The following is a 20,011-nucleotide window of genomic DNA, read 5'->3' as shown; positions in this document are numbered from 1 at the left end:
GCGCGGCCCTCTCGGCGTCGGTCAAACCGCCGCCCTGCGCGTACCTCACAGCATCAGGGCTACCGGAACGACCCGGACGCTGTCAGGCGAACAGCCCCGACATCACCCAATCAAGTTCAGTAGCCGAAGTCGTACACCGTGACGGGTATGCCCTTCGCGCACAGACCGTCCCGGATCAGCGGCTCGATGCGTGACCACTTACCGCCCGCGAGCCCGCAGCCGAGGCGGGGCATGTGGACGGAGGCCCCCAGTTCAGTGGCGTGCGCCGCCAGGAGCGCGAGGCAGTGCTCAATCGCCTCGTAGCGGACGGGCGGGCCGCCACTGCCGGTGCGCATGCCGTGCTGGCCGACCATGTTCGCGACCCAGGTGTCCGGGCGGACCTGGACGATCTGTACCGCGCCGAGCGCGAAGTCGTTCCCGCTGCGGCCCCTGTGCCAGGCCCGGTACGCGGCCTCCGGCTCGCTCCAGCGCTTCGAGAGCGCGAGGACGAAGCCCTTCCCCCAGCCCCCGAGGTCGTTGCAGACGTGCGCGATGATCTTCGGCCCCCGGGCCTGCGGACTGCTCGCGTCCCCTCGGATGACGGTCGGCTGCTGCATGATCCCCCCTTCCTCTCCCCTGCTCGGAAGGTAACCGGACCCTCTGACATCGCCGGAAGGCACACGGCTCGGGGGGCGTGGGGCCTCAGCCTTCGGGTCGTAGGTCCACAGTCTGTCCGACCATGGGTTTATGCGGTTTTAAGCGTGTTACAAGTGGAACATCGCGCTGCAAATGGCGCATTTTCCCTAGCTGTTGCCCAGCCCACACAAGCGCTGCCTGCCTTGGCAACACACCCGTTTCCTCTGGAGGAAGCAACCGTGAGTACAGCCGAGCAGACGGCCCCGTCTGCCAAGAAGAACTCCACCGCGATGGCGGTCATGCAGCGCCTCGGCCGCAGCCTCATGCTGCCGATCGCCGTGCTGCCGGCCGCCGCGCTGCTGATGCGCTTCGGCCAGGAGGACATGCTGGGCAGCGCCTCCCTGCCCGGCTGGTGCAACGAGATCGCCACGTACATGGCGGCCGGCGGCAACGCGATCTTCAACAACCTGGCGCTGCTCTTCGCCGTCGGCATCGCCGTCGGCTTCGCCAAGAAGGCCGACGGTTCCACCGGCCTCGCGGCCGTCGCGGGCTACCTCGTCTTCTCGAACGTGCTCGACACCTTCACCGACGGCAACGTCCCGCAGGTCGAGAAGGTCGTCGACCACCAGGTCGCCCTGGTCAACGCACCCGTCAACGCGGGCGTCCTCGGCGGCGTCGTGATGGGCATCGTCACCGCCCTGCTCTACCAGAAGTTCTACCGGACCAAGCTCCCCGACTGGGCGGGCTTCTTCGGCGGCCGCCGCCTCGTCCCGATCCTGTCCTCCTTCTCGGGCCTGGTCATCGGCATCGTCATGGGTCTGATCTGGCCGGTCCTCGGCAAGGGCATCCACGGCTTCGGCGAGTGGCTGGTCAACTCCGGCGCCGTCGGCGCGGGCATCTTCGGTGTCGCCAACCGCGCGCTGATCCCCGTCGGCATGCACCACCTCCTGAACTCCTTCCCCTGGTACCAGGCGGGCGAGTTCGACGGCAAGCACGGCGACATCGCCCGCTTCCTCGCCGGCGACCCGAGCGCCGGACAGTTCATGACCGGCTTCTTCCCGATCATGATGTTCGCCCTCCCGGCCGCCTGCCTCGCCATCACCCACTGCGCGCGCCCCGAGCGCCGCAAGGTCATCGGCGGCATGATGTTCTCCCTCGCGCTCACCGCCTTCGTCACGGGCATCACCGAGCCGATCGAGTTCACGTTCATGTTCATCGCCCCGGTCCTCTACGCGATCCACGCGGTCCTGACCGGTGTGTCCATGGCGCTGACCTGGTCGCTCGGAATGAAGGACGGCTTCGGCTTCTCGGCCGGCGCGATCGACTTCTTCCTCAACCTCGGCATCGCGTCCAACCCGTGGGGTCTGGCCGGCATCGGGCTCTGCTTCGCGGCGCTGTACTACTTCATCTTCCGCTTCGCGATCACCAAGTGGAACCTGCCGACGCCGGGCCGCGAGTCCGACGAGGAGCTCGCCGAGATCCTCAAGGCCGAGGCGAAGTAACCGTGCCCGCGCAGCGCACTCCCGGCCGGGGAATGCCCTGCGAGGAGCGGCGCGAGCTGATCGCCGGCACGGTACGGGCCAGGGGCCGCGTACGGGTCGCGGACCTCGTACGGGACCTGGGCGTCAGCCGGATGACGATCCACCGGGACCTCCAGCACCTGGCGGCCCGGGGCCGGATCCACCGGATCCGCTCCGGAGCGGTTTCGACAGCCTCGATGACCTCGACGACCTCCTGAGCGCCACCCCGAAAGCAGGGGCGGGGCACCACCGACCGACCGGTGGTGCCCCGCCCCTTTTCGCGCACCCCGGACCCGACAGGGTGACGAGCGCAACACCGGTCCGACCCCCTGCGCCCGGCCCACCCATTCCGCAGGCCGGAGCGGGGCCCCGGCCCCGGTTTCCAAGGGCTCCTGGCGCCCGTACCCAAGCTTTGCGCGAAAGGGGACATATCGGTCCGCCGCCCACCCCTCCGCTCCCGGTCCAATACCGGAGCGCGCCCGCATCAGGACCCGTAAGCTCCCGTCATGCAGGTGATCCAGTCAACGAAACTCGCCAATGTCTGCTACGAGATCCGCGGCCCCGTGCTCGAAGAGGCGATGCGGCTCGAAGCAGCAGGTCATCGCATCCTCAAGCTCAACACCGGCAACCCCGCGGCCTTCGGCTTCGAGTGCCCGCCGGAGATCCTTGAGGACATGCTCCGCAACCTGGGCAACGCCCACGGCTACGGGGACGCGAAGGGGCTGCTCTCCGCGCGCCGCGCGGTCATGCAGCACTACCAGACCAAGGGCATCGACCTGGACGTCGAGGACATCTACATCGGCAACGGGGTCTCCGAGCTGATCCAGATGTCGATGCAGGCGCTGCTCGACGACGGCGACGAGGTGCTCGTCCCGGCGCCGGACTACCCGCTGTGGACCGCCTCCGTCAGCCTGGCCGGCGGCACCGCCGTGCACTACCGCTGCGACGAGCAGTCCGACTGGATGCCGGACCTCGCCGACATCGAGCGCAAGGTCACCGACCGCACCCGCGCGATCGTGATCATCAACCCGAACAACCCGACCGGCGCCGTCTACGACGACGAGATGCTGCGCGGGCTCACGGACATCGCGCGCCGCCACAACCTGGTCGTCTGCTCGGACGAGATCTACGACCGGATCCTCTACGACGGCGCCACGCACACGAACACCGCCGCCATCGCGCCGGACCTGCTGACGCTCACCTTCAACGGGCTCTCCAAGAACTACCGCGTCGCCGGCTACCGGTCCGGATGGATGGCGGTGTGCGGGCCCAAGAAGCACGCCTCGTCGTACATCGAGGGCCTGACGATCCTGGCGAACATGCGGCTCTGCGCCAACATGCCCTCCCAGCACGCCATCGCCACCGCCCTCGGCGGCCGGCAGTCGATCAACGACCTGGTGCTGCCCGGCGGCCGGATCCTGGAGCAGCGCGACACGGCGTACGACCTGCTGACGCAGATCCCCGGCATCACCTGCGTGAAGCCCAAGGGCGCGCTGTACCTGTTCCCGAAGCTGGACCCGTCCGTCTACAAGATCAAGGACGACCGGCAGATGGTCCTCGACCTGCTGCGCGAGGAAAAGATCATGGTCGTGCACGGTACGGGCTTCAACTGGCCCGAGCCCGATCACTTCCGGATCGTGACCCTGCCCAACGCGAAGGACCTCGCCGACGCGGTCACCCGGATCGGGAACTTCCTCGACGGGTACAGCCAGCCGTAGGCACGAGCCCGGAGGACAGTGCCCCGGTGATCGCGGCGACGTGGTCGTAGGCGCGCCCGGCGGCGGTGATCACGCGGTCCTGCTGCCCGGGCTCGGGCAGCGCCTCGTCCATGCGCGCCGTGAAGCGGACCCAGCGCTCGCGGTCGCCGGCGGCGTAGTAGGCCACGCCGTCCGTGCCGCGCAGCCCGTAGGCCTCGGTGACGTACCGGCGCAGGATCATGCCGCCGAGCGTGGAGCCCTCCAGCACGTAGAGGAACCCGAGCAGTGCCGGGGGGTCCGCGGCCGCGGCGGCGCGGACCTCCCGCGCGAAGGCCCCGGCCGGGCCCTTCGCGGCGGACGCCGGGAACACGCCGTCCTCGGCGAAGTACATCAGGTCGCGGTCCACGAGGGGGAGCTTGACCAGGTCCGCCGACCACACCGAGGCGACGGACGGGTCCGTGGCGCGGCAGAGTTCCTCCTCCAGCGCCTTCAGGACCACGCGGTAGGCGGCAAGCTGGTCGACGTACCGGTCGAGCGGGAGCGTGCCGGCGAGCATCCCGACGGAGAAGGGGGTGTCCTCCAGCTCCTGGTGCCGGCCGCGGGTGCTCGCCCGTATGCGCTCGACCACCGTGGGGCCGTCCGTGGGGCCGTCCGTGGGGCTCACGCCTCTTCGCCCTTCAGGAGCGTGGCGTGCAGCCGGTCGATGAGGTGTCCCTTGCGTTCGATCGTCACGTCGAAGTACCGCGCGCTCTCCTCGGAGCGGCACACGCCGCGCACCGCCCCCATCGCCGCGCGCTTCAGCTCCACCGCCTGCGCCGCGAGGCGCAGGAGCGTCTGCCGCAGGTCCGGGTGGCCGAGCACGAACTCCTTGAGCCGCGCCCCCACGAGCTCGCCGGACGCGCGCTGGTCCGCGGGCGCGGAGTCGAGCAGTTCGAGGAAGACCCGGTTGCTCAACTGGCCGTAGTCCTCGTGGGTGTTGCGGCCGCCGAACCCGGGCACGAAGTCGGTCAGGTCGTTGAACAGCTGGCTGGCCAGTCCGAGGTCGCGCATGGCCCCGTCCAGGACCCGCCGCTCCTCCTCCACGACGCCCAGGGCCGCCACCGCCGCGTCCAGCGGCATCCAGAAGAGCGTGCCCGTCTTGAGCGCGGCCATCGACTCCCAGAACGCCACCCGCTCGGCGAGGGGGGCCGCCATCAGTTCGGCGCGCGTGAGCGCGGTGCGCGTGGAGACGTCGACGGCCTGGCCGGTGAGGCCCCGGCCGACCGACCGCAGCAGGCTCCGTACGACGGCCGGCTCGGCCGCGTGCTCCAGCGCCGCGGTGATCAGCAGGGAGCCCGTGTTGAGGGCGAGCGGGATGCCGTGGGCGACGTGGAGGGCGGGCTCGCCGTAGCGGATGCCGCTGCCGTCCTGGATGTCGTCGAGGGCGACCGCCGCCTTCAGCAGCACGCGTACCGCCACCGCCGCGCGGCGGACCGCGGCCAGGTCGGCCGAGGAGTCCTCCTCCCCGGCCGGGCCGGGGAAGCCCCGGTAGTTGCGGTAGGCCCAGAACACCATCGAGGGGCGCAGCGGGGCCCGGCCGGCGGGCGCTCCCGCGGTGGGCGCCAGCGCCGGCTGGCCCACCTTCGATCCGACCGCGTCGGCGACGGGCGCGTACAGGGAACGCGCCAGCACGGCCTCGTACACCGATTCCGGCGCGGCCGGCGGCCCCGCCCCCGGCTCCTGCCGCGCGGGCGCGGTGGCCAGGGAGGCCAGGAAGGCCGCCAGGTCCTCCTCCAGGAGCGCCGCGTCGCTCCGTACCACTGCCTCTACAGCGGATATGCCCGGCACATCCGACATGCCTTTGACCCCAGCCATTTCCGCCCACCCCGAACTTTACGAACGTCGGCCCGCGGGAACATCACGCCTGCGGTACCGAATGAAGAAGCGTGGCTGCCGTTCCCCGGACGCCACAAGTCCCATTTAAGCCGACACGCGCGACCAAGATTCAGCTCAACTTTAGAACGGATCCAATGTAGGATGGCCCTCTGACCACGCAGGAGGACTCCCATGTACGAGCCGACACGCACCAAGGCGGTCGACCCCCGCATAGGCGCCCACCGCAGCGACTATCCCCGCAGCAGCCGCGCCGAAGCCCTGGACATCCAGCTCGCCGGGCACCTCGCGGCGCTGCTCACCGTGACCGACGAGCTCGGCCTCGACGAAGCCGCCGCCGGCATCGCCGCCCAGGTGACCCGCCTGCGCGGGGCCCAGCCCGCCCGCGCGCCCCGGCGCCCCGGCCAGGAGCCCGACGCCGAGGCCGTCGCCTCGCTGCACCAGCGCGCCCACGACCTCGCCGCCCGCGCCCTGCTCGTCGCCGCGTCCCGCGCCGACACCACGGTCGCGATCCTCGCCGCCGAGCGCATGGACGCGCACACCGCCGCGCTCGACCTCGTCGGCGCCCACTGACGGCCCCGGTCCGGGGCCGCGGAGGCTCCGGACCGGGTGCCATGCCCTGCGGGGCTTGAACGTGCACCCCTCTCCGGCCGCCCCCGGCCCTGCGGGGCTTGTCCCCTACCCGCCCTTCGCCCGTTCCCCGGGCGCTGCCCGGACCCGCGCCTCAAACGCCGGCGGGGCTGAGGTGTGCGCCGGACGGGCTGGATTGTGCCGCGCAGCGGCAAATTCAGCCTCGCCGGCGTTTGAGGCGCGGGGTCTGGGGCGGAGCCCCAGGGAACGGGCGAAGGGCGGGTCCGGGGCGAAGACAGCTGCGGCGATGCCGCACCAAGGCGTCGTGGCCGGGGGCCAGACCGGGCCGACGGCCTCCGCGTGCTCCGGCGCAGCCGGACCGACACCCGGGACCTTCACCAGCGCTTGGGGGCCCCGCGCGGCCGGCGGCGGCTGTTCGCGGAACTCCACCGTGACCACGTAAGCCCCCGGCTCCGGGAAGCCGTTGACCGCCTCGACGGAGGCGACCACGCGGCGGCTCGCCGGGTCGATCCGGCAGCCGGTGATCCGCACGTCGGCCCGCGCGGCCCCCGCCGGCCGCGCAGCGGGAGCGCCGCCGGCCCACACGTACAGCCCCAGCGGGGCGAAGACCAGCAGTCCCGCCACGAACACCAGGGCGACCAGCCAGCCCTGCCACTTCAACGCGCTCACGCCCATGGAACGATCCTCCCGGCAGCCCGCCCCGGTCACCAGCACCCACGGGCCCACACAGCATTTCGAAGTGGGACCGCCTCGTCACCTCGCGTTCACCCAACTCCGCGCGGAATGTGGGTTTCCGCGAGCACGCTGCACCCGTGAGACGCATCCTAGGAATCGCCCTGGCGGTCCTCCTGGTCGGCGGCGTGATAGCCGTCATCGCCATCGGAGGAAAGAAGCCGGAGGGCACGGCAACGAAGACCGTGCGCGGCGTCATCGGTTCGGAGAAGTCCGAGTTCTTCCGCGACCCCGACGTCGTCAAGGCCCTTGCAGACAAGGGCTACACCGTGAAGACCGAAACCTCGGGCTCCTGGGCGATGGACCAACTCGCCCTGAAGGACTTCGACTTCGCCTTCCCCAGCAGCAATGAGCCGGCCAAGGAGATCGAGGCGGCGGCCGGAGTGAAGGGCGCGCAGAACACCAAGCCCTTCTTCTCCCCGCTCGTCGTCATCGCCCGGGCCAACGCGGCCAAGGTCCTCACCGACCACGGCCTCGCGAAGATGACCGGCAAGAACTCCGGCACCCTCCTCCTCGGCCCCTTCCTGAAGGCCGCCGCCGAGGACGAGAAGTGGCAGGAGCTCCAGGGCGGCACCACCGCCTACCCCGAGCTGGCCGGCACGGTGTTCATCAAGACCACCGACCCCACCACCTCCAACTCGGGCGCGCTCTTCCTCGCCACCACCTCGAACGTCGCCAACAGCTCGGCCGTCGTCTCCGACGACGCCGCCATCGAGCGGACCGCGCCCCTGATGAAGAAGCTGATCTCCGTCCAGGGCGCCCTGGAGCAGAGCACGGACGACCCCTTCCGCTCCTTCATCAGCGGCAGCGGCGAACCGCTCATCCTCGCCTACGAGTCCCAGGTGGCCAGCCTGCTCCAGCAGAAGCAGGATCCGGGCGACATGGTCGTGCTCTACCCGGACACCACCGTCAACTCCCCGCACACCTTCGTGCCGATCAGCGAGAAGGCCGGGGAGCTCGGCTCCCTGCTCGCCGAGGACCCGAAGCTGCGCGCGCTCGCGGTCCGCCACGGGTTCCGGCCGACGGAGGGCCTGACCGAGTTCACCGCCGCCACCGCGCCGCACACCGCGTACCTCAACCCGGGGCTGACCGGCATCCGCCAGGTCAGCGCACCGACCGTCAAGGTCCTGATGGCGCTCGCCGCCCGCGCCAAGGGATAGGGGGACCGATCAGCATGACACTGACTCCACCCGAGAACGCTCCGCTCGTCCTCACCGCTCCCGAGCCCGTGGCCCCCGTCCAGCGGGAGCAGGCCTCCGGCCTGGTACCACTCCAGGACGGGGTGCGCGAGGAGATGGCCCGCCGGGCCGGGGAGTACGTCGGCTCGCTGGCCGGCGTCGACAGCCGCTCCCCCGAGTTCGCGCACCGCATCGGGGAGATCGCCGGCCTCGGCTCCGCCGACATCCGCGGCGCCGCCCAGCAGTCCAACCGCATGCTGGAGCGGGCCGTACGCTCCCTCGCCGCGGACGGCGGCGGCGACGCCCAGGCCCGCGTAGCGGGCTCGCTGGTCGAACTGCGCCGCACCGTCGAGGACTTGGACCCGAGCGAAGGTTCAGGCGGCTCGGCCGGCTCGGTGAGGGGCGTGCGCAAGCTCATCTCCAAGCTGCCCGGCGGCAACAAGTTCCGCGACCACGTGGCCAAGTACGCCTCCTCGCAAGCCACCCTCAACCGGATCGTCGGCGCGCTGCGCGGCGGCCAGGACGAGCTGCGGCGCGACAACGCCGCCCTGCACACCGAGCGCGCCCGCCTGTGGGAGACCATGGGCAAGCTCCAGGAGTACGCGGTGCTCACCGAAGCCCTGGACGCGGCCGTCGAACAGCGGATCGCCGGCCAGAGCGACCCGCAGCAGGCCGACGCGCTGCGCGTGGACGTGCTGTTCCCCGTACGGCAGAAGCACCAGGACCTGCTGACCCAGCTGGCCGTCTGCGCCCAGGGCTACCTCGCGATGGACGTGGTCCGGCGCAACAACGAAGAGCTGATCAAGGGCGTCGACCGGGCCGCGACCACCACGGTGTCCGCGCTGCGGATCGCCGTGATGCTGGCGCAGGCGCTGAACACCCAGGGCGAGGTGATCCAGCAGATCAACAGCCTGCGCGACACCACCGAGGGCCTGATCCGCGGCAACGCGGAGATGCTGTCCACGCAGAGCGGGGAGATCCAGCGGATCGCCGCCGACCCGGCCGTCGGCGCGGAGACGCTGCGGACGGCCTTCGCCCAGATCTACAAGACGCTCGACACCATCGACACCTTCAAGGTGCAGGCCACCGAGAACATGGCCGCCACCGTGGAATCCCTGACCGGCGAACTCCGACACGCCTCCGCGTACCTGGCGCGCACCCGCACCGCGAGCGCCCTGGAAGGCGGCGACGCCCGATGAACGGCATGAGCATCCGCAGCGCTGTGATGCGCAGACGGCTCGCCGCGGCGGTGGCGCTCGCCGCGACCCTGCTCGGGGCGAGCGCGTGCACGGAGGATCCCGCCCACACGAAGCCGGAGCGGACCGCGTACCAGGAGGGCAAGCTCCGCGTACTGGCCTCCAGCGAGCTGTCCGACATGGACGAGGTGCTGAAGGCGGCGAAGGCCGCCACCGGGGTCGCCGTGGAGCTGACCATGTCGGGCACCCTCGACGCGGTCGAGCAGATCGCCTCCGGCACGGCGGACGGAAAGTTCGACGCCGTCTGGCTCTCCTCCAACGACTACCTGCGCCTGCGGCCCGAGGCCGCGGGCAAGCTGTCGAGCGAGACCCCGGTGATGTCCTCGCCCGTCGCCCTCGGCGTGAAGCCCGAGGCGCTGGCCCGGCTGGGCTGGAAGCCCGAGTCGGTCACCTGGTCGGCGGTCCACGAGGCCGTGGCCGCCGGGAAGCTGACGTACGGGATGACCGACCCGGTGCGCTCCAACTCCGGCTTCTCCGCCCTGGTCTCGGTGGCCTCCGGGCTCTCGGGCGCACAGGCGGCGCTGACCGACGCGGACGTGGCGAAGGCGCAGCCGAAGCTGAAGGAGTTCTTCACCGGGCAGAAGCTGACCTCGGGCTCCTCGGGCTGGCTGGCGACGGCGTACGGCCAGCGCGGGGACGTGGACGCGCTGGTGAACTACGAGTCGGTGCTGCTGTCCATGAACCGGGACGCGAAGACGGGCCTGACGGTGATCCGGCCGCTCGACGGCGTGGTCACGGCCCACTACCCGCTGACCCTGCTGACCTCGGCCCCGGCCGGGGCCCGCGAGTCGGGGCGCGCGCTGACCGAGTACCTGCGCGGCACCGAGGCGCAGAAGGCGATCACCGAGAAGACCTTCCGGCGGCCGGTCGCCGCCGGGGTGACCCCGGCGGCCGGACTGAACCCGGACAAGCGGCGGGAGCTGCCCTTCCCGGGCACCCGGTCGGTGGCGGACGGGCTGCTGGCCAGCTACGAGAACGAGCTGCGCCGGCCCTCGCGCACGGTGTACGTGCTGGACACCTCGGGGTCGATGGCCGAGGAGGACCGGATCGGCCGGCTGAAGTCGGCGCTCACCGACCTGACGGGGACCGGGAGTTCGGGCACCGGGGAGCGGTTCCGGGACCGCGAGGAGGTCACGCTGCTGCCCTTCGGCGACAAGGTGAAGAAGGTCCTGACGCACACGGTCGAGCCGGGCAACCCCGGTCCCGCCCTGGACGCGATCCGGGGGGACGTGAAGGCGCTGAGGCCGGACGGGGGCACGGCGATCTACAGCAGCCTGGAGGCGGCGTACCAGCAGCTCGGCAAGGGCAACGCGGACGCCTTCACCTCGATCGTGCTGATGACGGACGGCGAGAACACCGCGGGCGTCGGGGCCAAGCACTTCGACGCCTTCTACGCGGGACTGCCCGAGGCGCAGAAGCACACCCCGGTCTTCGCGGTGCTGTTCGGCGACTCGGACCGCAAGGAGCTCGCGCACATCACCGAACTGACCGGCGGGCGGCTCTTCGACGCCACCGACGGCAACGGTTCGCTGGACGGAGCCTTCGAGGAGATCCGTGGCTACCAGTAGGCCGGTCGGCGCGCGGCTCCTCGCGTACCTGGAGTCGAAGAAGAACCTGGCCGGCAGCGCCTGCGGGGTGGTCGGGGTGGGCCTGACCCTCACCGGGGTGGCCGGCACGTACTGGCCGGTGGTGGTCGCCGGGCTGTACGGGGCGGGCGCGCTCGTCGCCCCGCCGGAGGTGCCGGCGCCGCCGGTACCGCCGGAGCCCGCCGAGCAGCTGGGCTTCGTACGGGACGACTTCGCGCGGCTCGAGGAGTACGTCGGCGAGGTGGACCTGCCGGCGGAGCCCGCCGAGGTGCTGGCCGGGCTGCTGGGGCTGTACGCGGCGATGCTGGAGCCGGGCTGGGTGGCGGGCGTGCTGGCCGCCGACCCGGAGGCGGTGCACGCGCTGACCCGGGCCATCCGCACGGACGTGCCGGAGTGCGTGGACACCTACAACCGGACCCGCTGGTGGACCCGGCTCACGGCGGGCGGCGAATCGCCCGAGCGCCACCTGGAGCGGCAGCTGACGCTGCTGCGGGAGGAAGCGGAACGCATGACGGCGGACCTCCGTGAAACGGAGGCCCGCCGTCAGCAGACGCACACGACCTATTTGGAAGGTCGCAGGGAATCCTAGGTCGGGGAATCCCGCGTCAGCCCGTGGCCGGGGACAGCCGGCCGCAGGGGTTCGGTGGGGGCTTGATCAGCCCGGTGGCAGGCTCAGCCCAGGCGCTCGACGAGCGCTTCGTACTGGTCCCACAGCTCCTTCGGCGTGTGGTCGCCGTAGGTGTTCAGGTGGGCGGGGACCAGCGAGGCCTCGTCGCGCCAGACCTCCTTGTCGACCGTGAGCAGGAACTCCAGGTCGGAGGCCGGCAGGTCCAGGCCGTCGGTGTCCAGGGAGGCGACGGTCGGCAGGATGCCGATCGGGGTCTCCACACCCTCGGCGGTGCCGTCGAGGCGCTCGACGATCCACTTCAGGACGCGGCTGTTCTCGCCGAAGCCGGGCCACACGAACTTGCCCGCGTCGTTCTTGCGGAACCAGTTCACGTAGTAGATCTTCGGGAGCTTGGCCTGGTCCTTGCCCTTGGCCACGTCGACCCAGTGACCCATGTAGTCGCCCATGTTGTAGCCGCAGAACGGCAGCATGGCGAAGGGGTCGCGGCGCAGCTCGCCGACCTTGCCCTCGGCGGCGGCGGTCTTCTCGGAGGCGATGTTCGAGCCGATGAAGACGCCGTGGTTCCAGTCGAAGGACTCGGTGACCAGCGGCACGGCGGAGGCGCGGCGGCCGCCGAAGAGGATCGCGGAGATCGGGACGCCCTTGGGGTCCTCCCACTCGGGGGCGATCGTCGGGCACTGCGAGGCGGGGACGGCGAAGCGGGCGTTCGGGTGGGCCGCCGGGGTGTCGGACTCCGGGGTCCAGGCGTTGCCCTTCCAGTCGACCAGGTGCGCGGGCGCCTCTTCGGTCATGCCCTCCCACCAGACGTCGGAGCCGTCGGGGGTGAGCGCGACGTTGGTGAAGACGGTGTTCGCGTACATGGTCTTCATGGCGTTGGCGTTGGTGTGCTCGCCGGTGCCGGGGGCCACGCCGAAGAAGCCGGCCTCGGGGTTGATCGCGTAGAGGCGGCCGTCCTCGCCGAAGCGCATCCAGGCGATGTCGTCACCGACGGTCTCGACGGTCCAGCCGGGGATGGTCGGCTCCAGCATGGCCAGGTTGGTCTTGCCGCAGGCGCTCGGGAAGGCGGCGGCGATGTACTTCGCCTCGCCGGCCGGCGGGGTGAGCTTGAGGATCAGCATGTGCTCGGCGAGCCAGCCCTCGTCGCGGGCCATGACGGACGCGATGCGCAGGGCGTAGCACTTCTTGCCGAGCAGGGCGTTGCCGCCGTAGCCCGATCCGTAGGACCAGATCTCGCGGGTCTCGGGGAAGTGCGAGATGTACTTGGTGGTGTTGCACGGCCACGCCACGTCGGCCTGGCCCTCGGCGAGCGGAGCGCCGAGGGTGTGGACCGCCTTGACGAAGAACCCGTCGGTGCCGAGCTCGTCGAGGACGGCCCGGCCCATGCGGGTCATGGTGCGCATGGCGACCGCGACGTAGGCGGAGTCGGTGATCTCGACGCCGATCGCGGAGAGCTCCGAGCCGAGGGGGCCCATGCAGAAGGGGACGACGTACATCGTGCGGCCCTTCATGGAGCCGCGGAAGATCCCGCCCTCTTCGCCCTTGCCCGCGAACAGCTCCTTCATCTCGGAAGGGGCCTTCCAGTGGTTGGTCGGGCCCGCGTCCTCCTCCTTCTCGGAGCAGATGAAGGTCCGGTCCTCGACGCGCGCGACGTCGGAGGGGTCGGAGGCGGCGTAGTACGAGTTCGGGCGCTTGGCCGGGTCCAGCTTCTTGAAGGTGCCCTTGGAGACGAGCTCCTCGCAGAGGGCCTCGTACTCGGCCTCGGAGCCGTCGCACCAGACGATGCGGTCCGGCTGGGTGAGGGCAGCGATGTCCTCGACCCAGGAGGCGAGCTCCTGGTGCTTGGTGGGGACGTCGGAAGTGGTGCCAGCCGCGATGTCGCGCGCCACGATCGCTCCTTGTTGAGGGGTTTGATTTGTGATTGCCCCGTGGGGGCCGCGACCCGGACGCTTCGCGCTCCGCTCATCCGGTGTCGACCGCACTCATCTGATCATCCGGTGCGTGTGCGCATATGTCCAGGGGGCCTCTCACGTGAGCATCGCCACTCCGGTCAATCTTCCGTAAAGCGCACTAACGGAAACCTACGCAACCGTAGGTAGCATGGCCGCCATGACTTCTGACGCCGCTGCCGTGGCCGCTCCGGTGGTCGAACCCGCCGATCAGGAGGCCAAGCCGCTCATGCGCGGCTGGCTGCACACCGGCATGTTCCCCGCCGTGGTGATCGCCGGCCTCGTCCTGATGGCCTTCACCGACTCGACCCGGGCCCGGGTGGCGTGCGGGGTGTACATCCTCACCGCGTGCCTGCTCTTCGGAGTCAGCGCCGTCTACCACCGCGGTACGTGGGGCCCGCGCGGCGAGGCCATCCTGCGGCGGCTCGACCACGCCAACATCTTCCTGATCATCGCGGGCACGTACACCCCGCTGACCGTGCTGCTCCTGCCGGACTCCACCGGCCGGACCCTGCTGTGGGCGGTCTGGATCGCGGCCACGGCCGGCATCGCCTTCCGCGTCTTCTGGGTCGGCGCCCCGCGCTGGCTGTACACGCCCTGCTACATCGCCATGGGCTGGGCGGCGGTCTTCTTCCTCCCCGACTTCATGCGCTCCGGCGGCATCGCCGTCCTGGTCCTGATCATCGTCGGCGGCCTGCTCTACAGCGTCGGCGGCGTCATCTACGGCATGAAGCGCCCGGACCCCTCACCCCGCTTCTTCGGCTTCCACGAGGTCTTCCACTCCCTGACCCTGGCCGCATTCGTCGCCCACTACGTGGGCATCTCGCTGGCGGCCTACTCGCAGTAGACGGGCCGGGGCCCCGCCGCGCGTGCTTCCACGTGCGGCGGGGCCCCGACTCGGTACACGCACCTACGTGCAGGCGTAGCCGTCACCGTCCGGGTCCAGGCGCAGCGGGTCGCTGCCGTTGACCTTCAGTCGGGCCGGGTACTTGTGGGCGGCCAGCCAGTCACAGCGGGCCTTCGTGGTCGGCTTCACCTCCGCCGGGAACCGCGTGGGCACGCACACGTTGGCCGTGCCGTAGTGCCGGTCGCAGCCGGCCACGTTCGGGGCCACCGGGGCCGAGTCCCGCTTCGCGGGGTTCTGCTTCGGGGCCGCCAGCTCGTTCGCGAAGGTGTGCTCGTGCGCGGTCGGAGGCTCCGCGGTGGCCGCCAGGGCCGACGGGCCGCCCAGGTGCACCCACTGCGCGATCGACGGGACGCCGTTCGCGTCGACCGCGAAGAGCATGTACCAGCCGGGGGGCGCCAGGTTCGGGTTGCTGGTGACGTTCAGGTCGATGGTGGTGCCGTTGACGACCGTCAGCGGCAGGTCCACGAACCGCTGGTTCGGGTCCGAGGAGTGGGTGACCGCCGCCGGACGGATCAGCTCCGCCTTGGCGACCGCCCGGTTGACGGTGATGCGCTGCGTGTCCCCGTACACCCACTGCTTGTCGATCACCGAGGTGATCTGCGGGCGCGCCCCCTTGAAGAGGTACGGCGGGGTGTAGATCGACACGTTGTGGTTGTACGTGCCGTTGCCCGGGTTGTCCCCGACCGACATGACGCGGCCGTCCGGCATCAGGAACGACGCCGAGTGGTACCCCCGCGGGATCGGGTCGGTGGCCAGGCCCGCCTGGTAGGTGTTGGTGGTCGGGTCGAAGAACGAGGCCTCGTACACCGGGTCGGCCCGGTCGTGGAGGGCGCCGCCGGTCTCCAGCACCTTGCCGTCCGGGAGCAGCACGGCGGACACGTACATCTTGCCCTCGGCGCCGGTCTGCGGGCGCTTGCCGGCGCCCTGGTCGACCAGGCCCTGCGGCAGGTCCGGGCCGGCCGTGTAGGCGGGGCTCGGCTGCTTCAGGTCGATGATGTCGGTGATCCGGTTCGCGGCCGGGTTGGTCTCGTTGTTGCCGCCGCCGATGGTCAGGACCCGCTGGTCCTGTGCCGGGGGCAGCAGCACGCTCGCCGACTCGTCGCGCTGGTCCTTGTTGCGCAGGCCCGGCACGTCGGTGATGGTGTTGGCGGCGTAGTCGTAGACGGAGGCGCCGGTGCCAGGGGTGCCGTTGCCGAAGGTGTGGCTGCCCGAGTAGAAGAGCCGGCCGTCCTGCATGAGGATCATCGACGGGTACAGGCCCCAGTACGACCAGGTCTGGTTGACCTCGTTCATCGGCAGCCACTTGTTCTGCGCCGCCGAGAACTTCTCCGCGGTCACGTTGCCGGTGGAGTCCTCCTTCAGTCCGCCGAAGGAGATCACGTCGCCGTTGCCGAGGATCGTCGCCGACGGGTACCAGTGCCCGCCGTTCATGTCGTTGGTCTTCGTGTACTTCTCGGTCGCCGGGTCGAAGGTGTACGAGTCCTTCAGCCCCTGGTAGCCGATCGTGCCGTCCGCCGAGGGATAGCCCTTGTTGCCGCTCATCACCAGCACCCGGCCGTCGGACAGCTGGACGTGCCCGGAGCAGAACATGTCCACGGGCGTCGGGATCGTCTTGAACGAGCCGTTCGCCGGGTCGTAGACGGCGGAGGTGAAGGTGCCCGCGTTGAACTGGGCGATGTCGTTGCCCGAGCCCGCGATCAGCAGCACCTTGCCGTTCTTCAGCACGACGGCGTGCATGGAGCGCACCGGGTTCTTGGCGGCGATCACCTCCCACTTGCCCTTCGCGCACTCCGTGGCCGTGCCCGTACAGGTGGCCGGCGGCGGGGGCACGGCCACCTCCTCCAGCGCGTAGTCGTCGGTGGTGAGCGTGCCCACCCCGTAGACGGACAGACCCCACACGATCTTGTCGGTGCCCGGCGGGACCGCCGGCGTACGGACCTCCGTGCGCGCCCACGCGGCACTGACGGGCGGGTTCTGCAGATCGGTCCAGTACTGCCAGCCGGCCGTCGTGTCGTGGCGGAACACCGTCACCGACACGTCCGGGGTGTTCGACTTGTACCAGGCCGAGAGGTCGTACTGGCGGCCCGGTACGACCGTCGGGGCGCAGGTGCCGTTCTCGGTGACCAGGGCCTTGCGGTCGCCGTCCACCCGGCGGGTGAGCGAGACCTTCATCGCCTTGGTGCCGGAGTGCGCGTCGGCGACGGTGGTGAAGCTGAAGTCGTTGTCGCCCCAGCCGGACTTCGACCAGCAGGAGGGCATGTCGGAGCCGGCCGGGCCGGCGGTCTCGAAACCGGGGTTGGTGAGCAGGTTGGGCGGTCCGGCCGTGGCCTGCTGCGGTGCGGTCAGCAGCAGGCCCGCGGTCATCGCCCCGACGGCCAGCAGAGCGGCCCGCCACCCTGCCCTGCGCCGGATCTTCCTTCGCATGGGGAGCATCCCTTCGTGCGGCTCAACTCGTGCGGTTCTCGTACGGTTCAACTCGTGCGGGTGGAGCCCGCCTTGCGCGGGAGGTAGACGAGTGCCTCCGTCGCCGCGAACCGCAGGACGAAGGTGGTGACCAGCGCGAGCGCGGTCGCGGACAGGACCCCGAAGCCCCAGGTGCCGACGAGCAGCGCGATCAGCGGGATCCGCAGCAGCAGATCGGCGTTGGCCAGCAGCGTGAAGCGCCCGAACCGGTCGGCCCAGCGGCGGTGCCGGCGCCGGTCGCGGAAGAGCAGGGTCTCGATGAGGAGGAAGTTCCACAGCACCCCGGCCTGGTTCGCCACCACCTCGGCGAGCAGGTAGTTCATCCCGGTGTGCGTGAGCATCCACAGCGCGGCCAGGTTCGGTACGAAGCCGGAGAGCCCGACCAGCCCGAAGCCGATCATGCGGGCCAGCGGGGTCGCGGAGCGCAGCGAGGCGAGGTGGGTCAGGAAGCGCAGGCCCTCGCGGGCGGTGGACTTGGACTCCCCGGAGAAGCGGTCCTGGAAGACGAAGGGCACCTCGGCCACCCGCGCCGGCCGGCAGCGCACGGCCAGCTCCAGCAGGATCTTGTAGCCCAGCGGCTTCAGCGCCTCCTCCGTGACCGCCGAGCGGCGCATCGCGAAGAACCCGCTCATCGGATCGCTGATCCCGTGCAGGGCCCGCGGGAAGAGCCCCTTGGTCAGCCAGGTCGCTCCGCGCGAGACGGCGATCCGGTAGCTCCCGGCGAGCCCGGCCCGGCTGCCCCCGGCGATGTAGCGGGAGGCCACGACCAGGTCGGCGCCGGTGCGCGCGCCCTCCCCGACGAGCTCGGGGACCAGGTGGGGCGGGTGCTGGAGGTCGGCGTCCATGACGACGATCCAGTCCGTGTCCGCCCGCGCGATGCCCTCCACGACCGCCCCGCCGAGCCCTCCGGCGGGGGTCTCGCGGTGCAGGACCGCCACCGGGAAGGCGCATTCCAGGGCGGCCTTCTCGATGACGGCCGGGGTGTCGTCCGTGGAGTCGTCGACGAACAGCACCGAGCAGGGCAGGTGCGCGGGCAGCGCGATGGCCAGCCTGCGCAGCAACTCGGCTATGTTCCCGGCCTCGTTGAAGGTCGGGATGATGAGGGTGACACTGCCCGGGGCGGGCGCCTCGGCGACGTCCTCCGGCAGGTGCGGGGCATGTGGTGCGCGCGGGGCGTACGGTGCGCGCAGGGGGTGCGGGACCCACAGGTCTTCGGTCATGCCGGATCAACTCCCGTTGACGGTGCGGGCCGTGGGGTCGGTGCGGCGGATCTCGATGCGGTCCTCGCCCGTACCGAAGACGGCGACCGGCGTCGAATGCTCCAACGCGGCCTTCACGTTGGGCAGTTGCGCCGCGTCGCGCCGGACGGTGGGCGAGGAGACCACGTAGTCGATGTCCCGCCAGCCGCCCGGCAGGGTCTTGGTGACCGCCGGGTCCAGGTCGGCCTTGTAGAACCAGATGGCGCCGAGCCCCGGGTCGAACCCGTGGTGGACGGCGTCCAGCCACAGTGCGTCGTCGACCAGCACCCGGGTCGTGGCGGGGTCGCTCACCTCGCGTCCGAGCCAGGCCGCGGCCTCCCGGTACGGGGCGTTCGCGTCGACCGTGAGCGCCGTGCGGTTGCCGTCGTACCAGCGCGGGACGAGGTACACGGCGGCCGCGGCGGCCAGGACGCCGACCAGCGCCCACCGCCCGTAGGCCAGGGCGCGCCGCTCCCCCGGCGCCCGGCGGCGGCGCAGCACGGCGTGGGTGACGCTGGCCGCGCCCCCGGCGAGGACCAGCGCCAGGAACGGCAGCGCCTGGATCACGTACATCGCCGGGAGGTAGCCGGAGGGGCGCAGCGCGACGAGGCCCAGGATGACCACGGCCAGCGCCGGGCCGGCGAGCGCCCGGGCGGTGACCGACCAGCGGATGGTGACGAGGAGCAGGACCGCGCCGGCCAGTCCGCCGAGCGGCAGCACGGTGTCGTAGTACAGCCAGGACTCGAAGACCCCGTGCGAGCCGGAGCCGGGGTCGAGGATGAAGCCGGAGCCGGCCCGGCCCATCTGGTAGACGATCCCGCCGATGAGCGAGACGTGGCCGGAGCCGGGCAGCAGCTCGGCGTTGAGCAGCGCGTACAGGGGGTACGTCACCCCGATGAGCACGCAGGCGGTGATGGCCCCGGTGACGGCGAACTTGCGGGTGTCCCGGTGGCTGTGGCGCCACATGGTCACCAGCAGCGCCGGGAGCACCACCAGCATCGTCTCCTTGGTCAGCACGGCGGTTGCGGCCGCCAGGCCGGAGGCGAAGTGGTGCCACAGGTGGCGGCTGGGGGACGCGGCGAGGCAGAAGGCCAGCAGCATCCACATCACGGCGATGTTGTCGAGGAAGATCTCCCGCTGGAGCACGACGGAGAGCGGGGAGAGGCCGAACAGGCCCATGGCGAGGCCGGCCGCCCAGCGCGGCAGCCAGAGCCGGCGCGCGAGCACGTACAGCAGGACCGCGCTGGCGGCGGAGACCACGAGCATCGAGAACCGCATCGGCGCGACGGTCATCGACTCGGGCACGAACAGGGACGGCAGGTAGGTCAGGCCCGCGATCTGGATCCAGCCGAGCGGGGGGTGGTCGTACCAGTAGGTGTAGTGGGCCAGTCCCCGGCCCTCCTGGACGGCCCAGGCCTGCGCGAGGTAGGTGCCCTCGTCGTCGCTGAGGGTCGGGAAGTTGGTGATGTTCCAGCCCTGCACGAGGAGGATCGCGAGCAGCAGCACCCCGCAGAGCAACAGGTCGGGGCGCGAGGAACGGAACCGGACGAGCGGCCGGGCCGGCGCGGGCGGGCGGACGCCGAGTCCGCCGGTCCGCTGGCGCGGGACGAGAGCGGTCGCGGTGCCGGAGGCATGGGCAGTGGCGTCGGTGATGGCCGCACCGGGCTGGGGATCAGTGGCCGCGGGCAGAGTGGTGGTCACCGGATTTCTCCCAGGAGGCTCCGGCCTTCAGGCCGAGGAGGAATGGGTCCTTGGGGTGGAGGCGCGGAGCGCCGGAGTTCG

At 71.0% G+C, this 20,011-nt stretch carries 17 protein-coding genes; 9 read left to right on the top strand and 8 right to left on the bottom strand.

From position 1 onward, the window contains the following. Positions 1-116: 116 nt before the first annotated feature. The gene (locus tag AC061S_RS29745; protein ID WP_478688982.1) at positions 117-596 is read right to left on the bottom strand and encodes a macro domain-containing protein; all 480 of its coding nucleotides are present in this window, start codon (positions 594-596) and stop codon (positions 117-119) included. A 309-nt stretch (positions 597-905) separates the two neighbouring features. Between AC061S_RS29745 and AC061S_RS29740 the strand changes: the two genes are divergently transcribed. The 3 genes from AC061S_RS29740 (at position 906) to AC061S_RS29730 (ending at position 3,853) form a co-directional block, all read left to right on the top strand. After that, a complete protein-coding gene (locus AC061S_RS29740) occupies positions 906-2,117 on the top strand; it encodes a PTS transporter subunit EIIC (RefSeq protein WP_478688984.1) in 1,212 nt (403 codons plus the stop codon). Between the two features lie 2 nt (positions 2,118-2,119). Continuing rightward, positions 2,120-2,353: a DUF977 family protein gene (locus AC061S_RS29735; RefSeq protein ID WP_478688981.1), complete on the top strand. Its 234-nt coding sequence runs from the start codon at positions 2,120-2,122 to the stop codon at positions 2,351-2,353. 288 nt (positions 2,354-2,641) lie between these two features. Then, a complete protein-coding gene (locus AC061S_RS29730) occupies positions 2,642-3,853 on the top strand; it encodes a pyridoxal phosphate-dependent aminotransferase (RefSeq protein ID WP_478688980.1) in 1,212 nt (403 codons plus the stop codon). Here AC061S_RS29730 and AC061S_RS29725 read toward each other — a convergent pair. Both AC061S_RS29725 and AC061S_RS29720 read right to left on the bottom strand, forming a co-directional pair. Continuing rightward, positions 3,810-4,496: a biliverdin-producing heme oxygenase gene (locus AC061S_RS29725; protein WP_478688979.1), complete on the bottom strand. Its 687-nt coding sequence runs from the start codon at positions 4,494-4,496 to the stop codon at positions 3,810-3,812. The two genes, AC061S_RS29730 and AC061S_RS29725, sit on opposite strands and share 44 nt — an antisense overlap. After that, positions 4,493-5,668: a polyprenyl synthetase family protein gene (locus AC061S_RS29720; RefSeq protein WP_478688978.1), complete on the bottom strand. Its 1,176-nt coding sequence runs from the start codon at positions 5,666-5,668 to the stop codon at positions 4,493-4,495. The genes AC061S_RS29725 and AC061S_RS29720 overlap by 4 nt, the downstream gene beginning before the upstream one ends. Before the next feature lie 210 nt (positions 5,669-5,878). Here AC061S_RS29720 and AC061S_RS29715 point away from each other — a divergent pair, with 210 nt between their 5' ends. Further along, the gene (locus AC061S_RS29715; RefSeq protein WP_478688977.1) at positions 5,879-6,277 is read left to right on the top strand and encodes an SCO4983 family protein; all 399 of its coding nucleotides are present in this window, start codon (positions 5,879-5,881) and stop codon (positions 6,275-6,277) included. Positions 6,278-6,382: 105 nt separating this feature from the next. On the opposite strand, the gene AC061S_RS29710 is transcribed toward AC061S_RS29715, so the two are convergent. Continuing rightward, positions 6,383-6,964 (bottom strand): hypothetical protein, encoded by a 582-nt coding sequence (locus AC061S_RS29710; protein WP_478688976.1) that lies wholly within the window; start codon positions 6,962-6,964, stop codon positions 6,383-6,385. Between the two features lie 143 nt (positions 6,965-7,107). On the opposite strand from AC061S_RS29710, the gene AC061S_RS29705 reads away from it, so the two are divergent. From AC061S_RS29705 to AC061S_RS29690, 4 genes are read left to right on the top strand one after another with little or no spacing between them, the layout of a single operon-like run. Next, positions 7,108-8,187: a hypothetical protein gene (locus AC061S_RS29705; RefSeq protein ID WP_478688975.1), complete on the top strand. Its 1,080-nt coding sequence runs from the start codon at positions 7,108-7,110 to the stop codon at positions 8,185-8,187. A gap of 14 nt (positions 8,188-8,201) precedes the next feature. Next, positions 8,202-9,404, top strand: coding sequence for a toxic anion resistance protein (locus tag AC061S_RS29700; protein WP_478688974.1), 1,203 nt, complete (start codon positions 8,202-8,204; stop codon positions 9,402-9,404). Between the two features lie 5 nt (positions 9,405-9,409). Further along, positions 9,410-11,029 (top strand): substrate-binding and vWA domain-containing protein, encoded by a 1,620-nt coding sequence (locus AC061S_RS29695; protein ID WP_478688973.1) that lies wholly within the window; start codon positions 9,410-9,412, stop codon positions 11,027-11,029. Then, complete coding sequence (locus AC061S_RS29690) at positions 11,016-11,636, top strand: hypothetical protein (RefSeq protein ID WP_478688972.1); 621 nt, start codon at positions 11,016-11,018, stop codon at positions 11,634-11,636. The genes AC061S_RS29695 and AC061S_RS29690 overlap by 14 nt, the downstream gene beginning before the upstream one ends. A gap of 83 nt (positions 11,637-11,719) precedes the next feature. Here AC061S_RS29690 and AC061S_RS29685 read toward each other — a convergent pair whose 3' ends face one another. Further along, on the bottom strand, positions 11,720-13,561 hold the full coding sequence (locus AC061S_RS29685; RefSeq protein WP_478688971.1) for a phosphoenolpyruvate carboxykinase (GTP): 1,842 nt from the start codon (positions 13,559-13,561) through the stop codon (positions 11,720-11,722). Positions 13,562-13,781: 220 nt separating this feature from the next. Between AC061S_RS29685 and trhA the strand changes: the two genes are divergently transcribed. Then, the gene (gene trhA, locus AC061S_RS29680; protein WP_478688970.1) at positions 13,782-14,468 is read left to right on the top strand and encodes a PAQR family membrane homeostasis protein TrhA; all 687 of its coding nucleotides are present in this window, start codon (positions 13,782-13,784) and stop codon (positions 14,466-14,468) included. A gap of 63 nt (positions 14,469-14,531) precedes the next feature. Here trhA and AC061S_RS29675 read toward each other — a convergent pair whose 3' ends face one another. Genes AC061S_RS29675 through AC061S_RS29665 form a run of 3 tightly spaced genes read right to left on the bottom strand, consistent with a single transcriptional unit; the run spans position 14,532 to position 19,930 of the window. Next, the gene (locus AC061S_RS29675) at positions 14,532-16,952 is read right to left on the bottom strand and encodes a galactose oxidase-like domain-containing protein (RefSeq protein WP_478688969.1); all 2,421 of its coding nucleotides are present in this window, start codon (positions 16,950-16,952) and stop codon (positions 14,532-14,534) included. A 47-nt stretch (positions 16,953-16,999) separates the two neighbouring features. Then, on the bottom strand, positions 17,000-18,211 hold the full coding sequence (locus AC061S_RS29670) for a glycosyltransferase (protein ID WP_478688968.1): 1,212 nt from the start codon (positions 18,209-18,211) through the stop codon (positions 17,000-17,002). Positions 18,212-18,217: 6 nt separating this feature from the next. Beyond that, positions 18,218-19,930 carry an ArnT family glycosyltransferase gene (locus AC061S_RS29665; protein WP_478688967.1) on the bottom strand — a complete coding sequence of 571 codons (1,713 nt, stop codon included), beginning with the start codon at positions 19,928-19,930 and terminating at the stop codon, positions 18,218-18,220. Between the last annotated feature and the right edge of the window lie 81 nt (positions 19,931-20,011).

Source organism: Streptomyces sp. CA189 (assembly GCF_056428985.1).
This window is presented reverse-complemented; position numbering and strand designations above follow the sequence as displayed.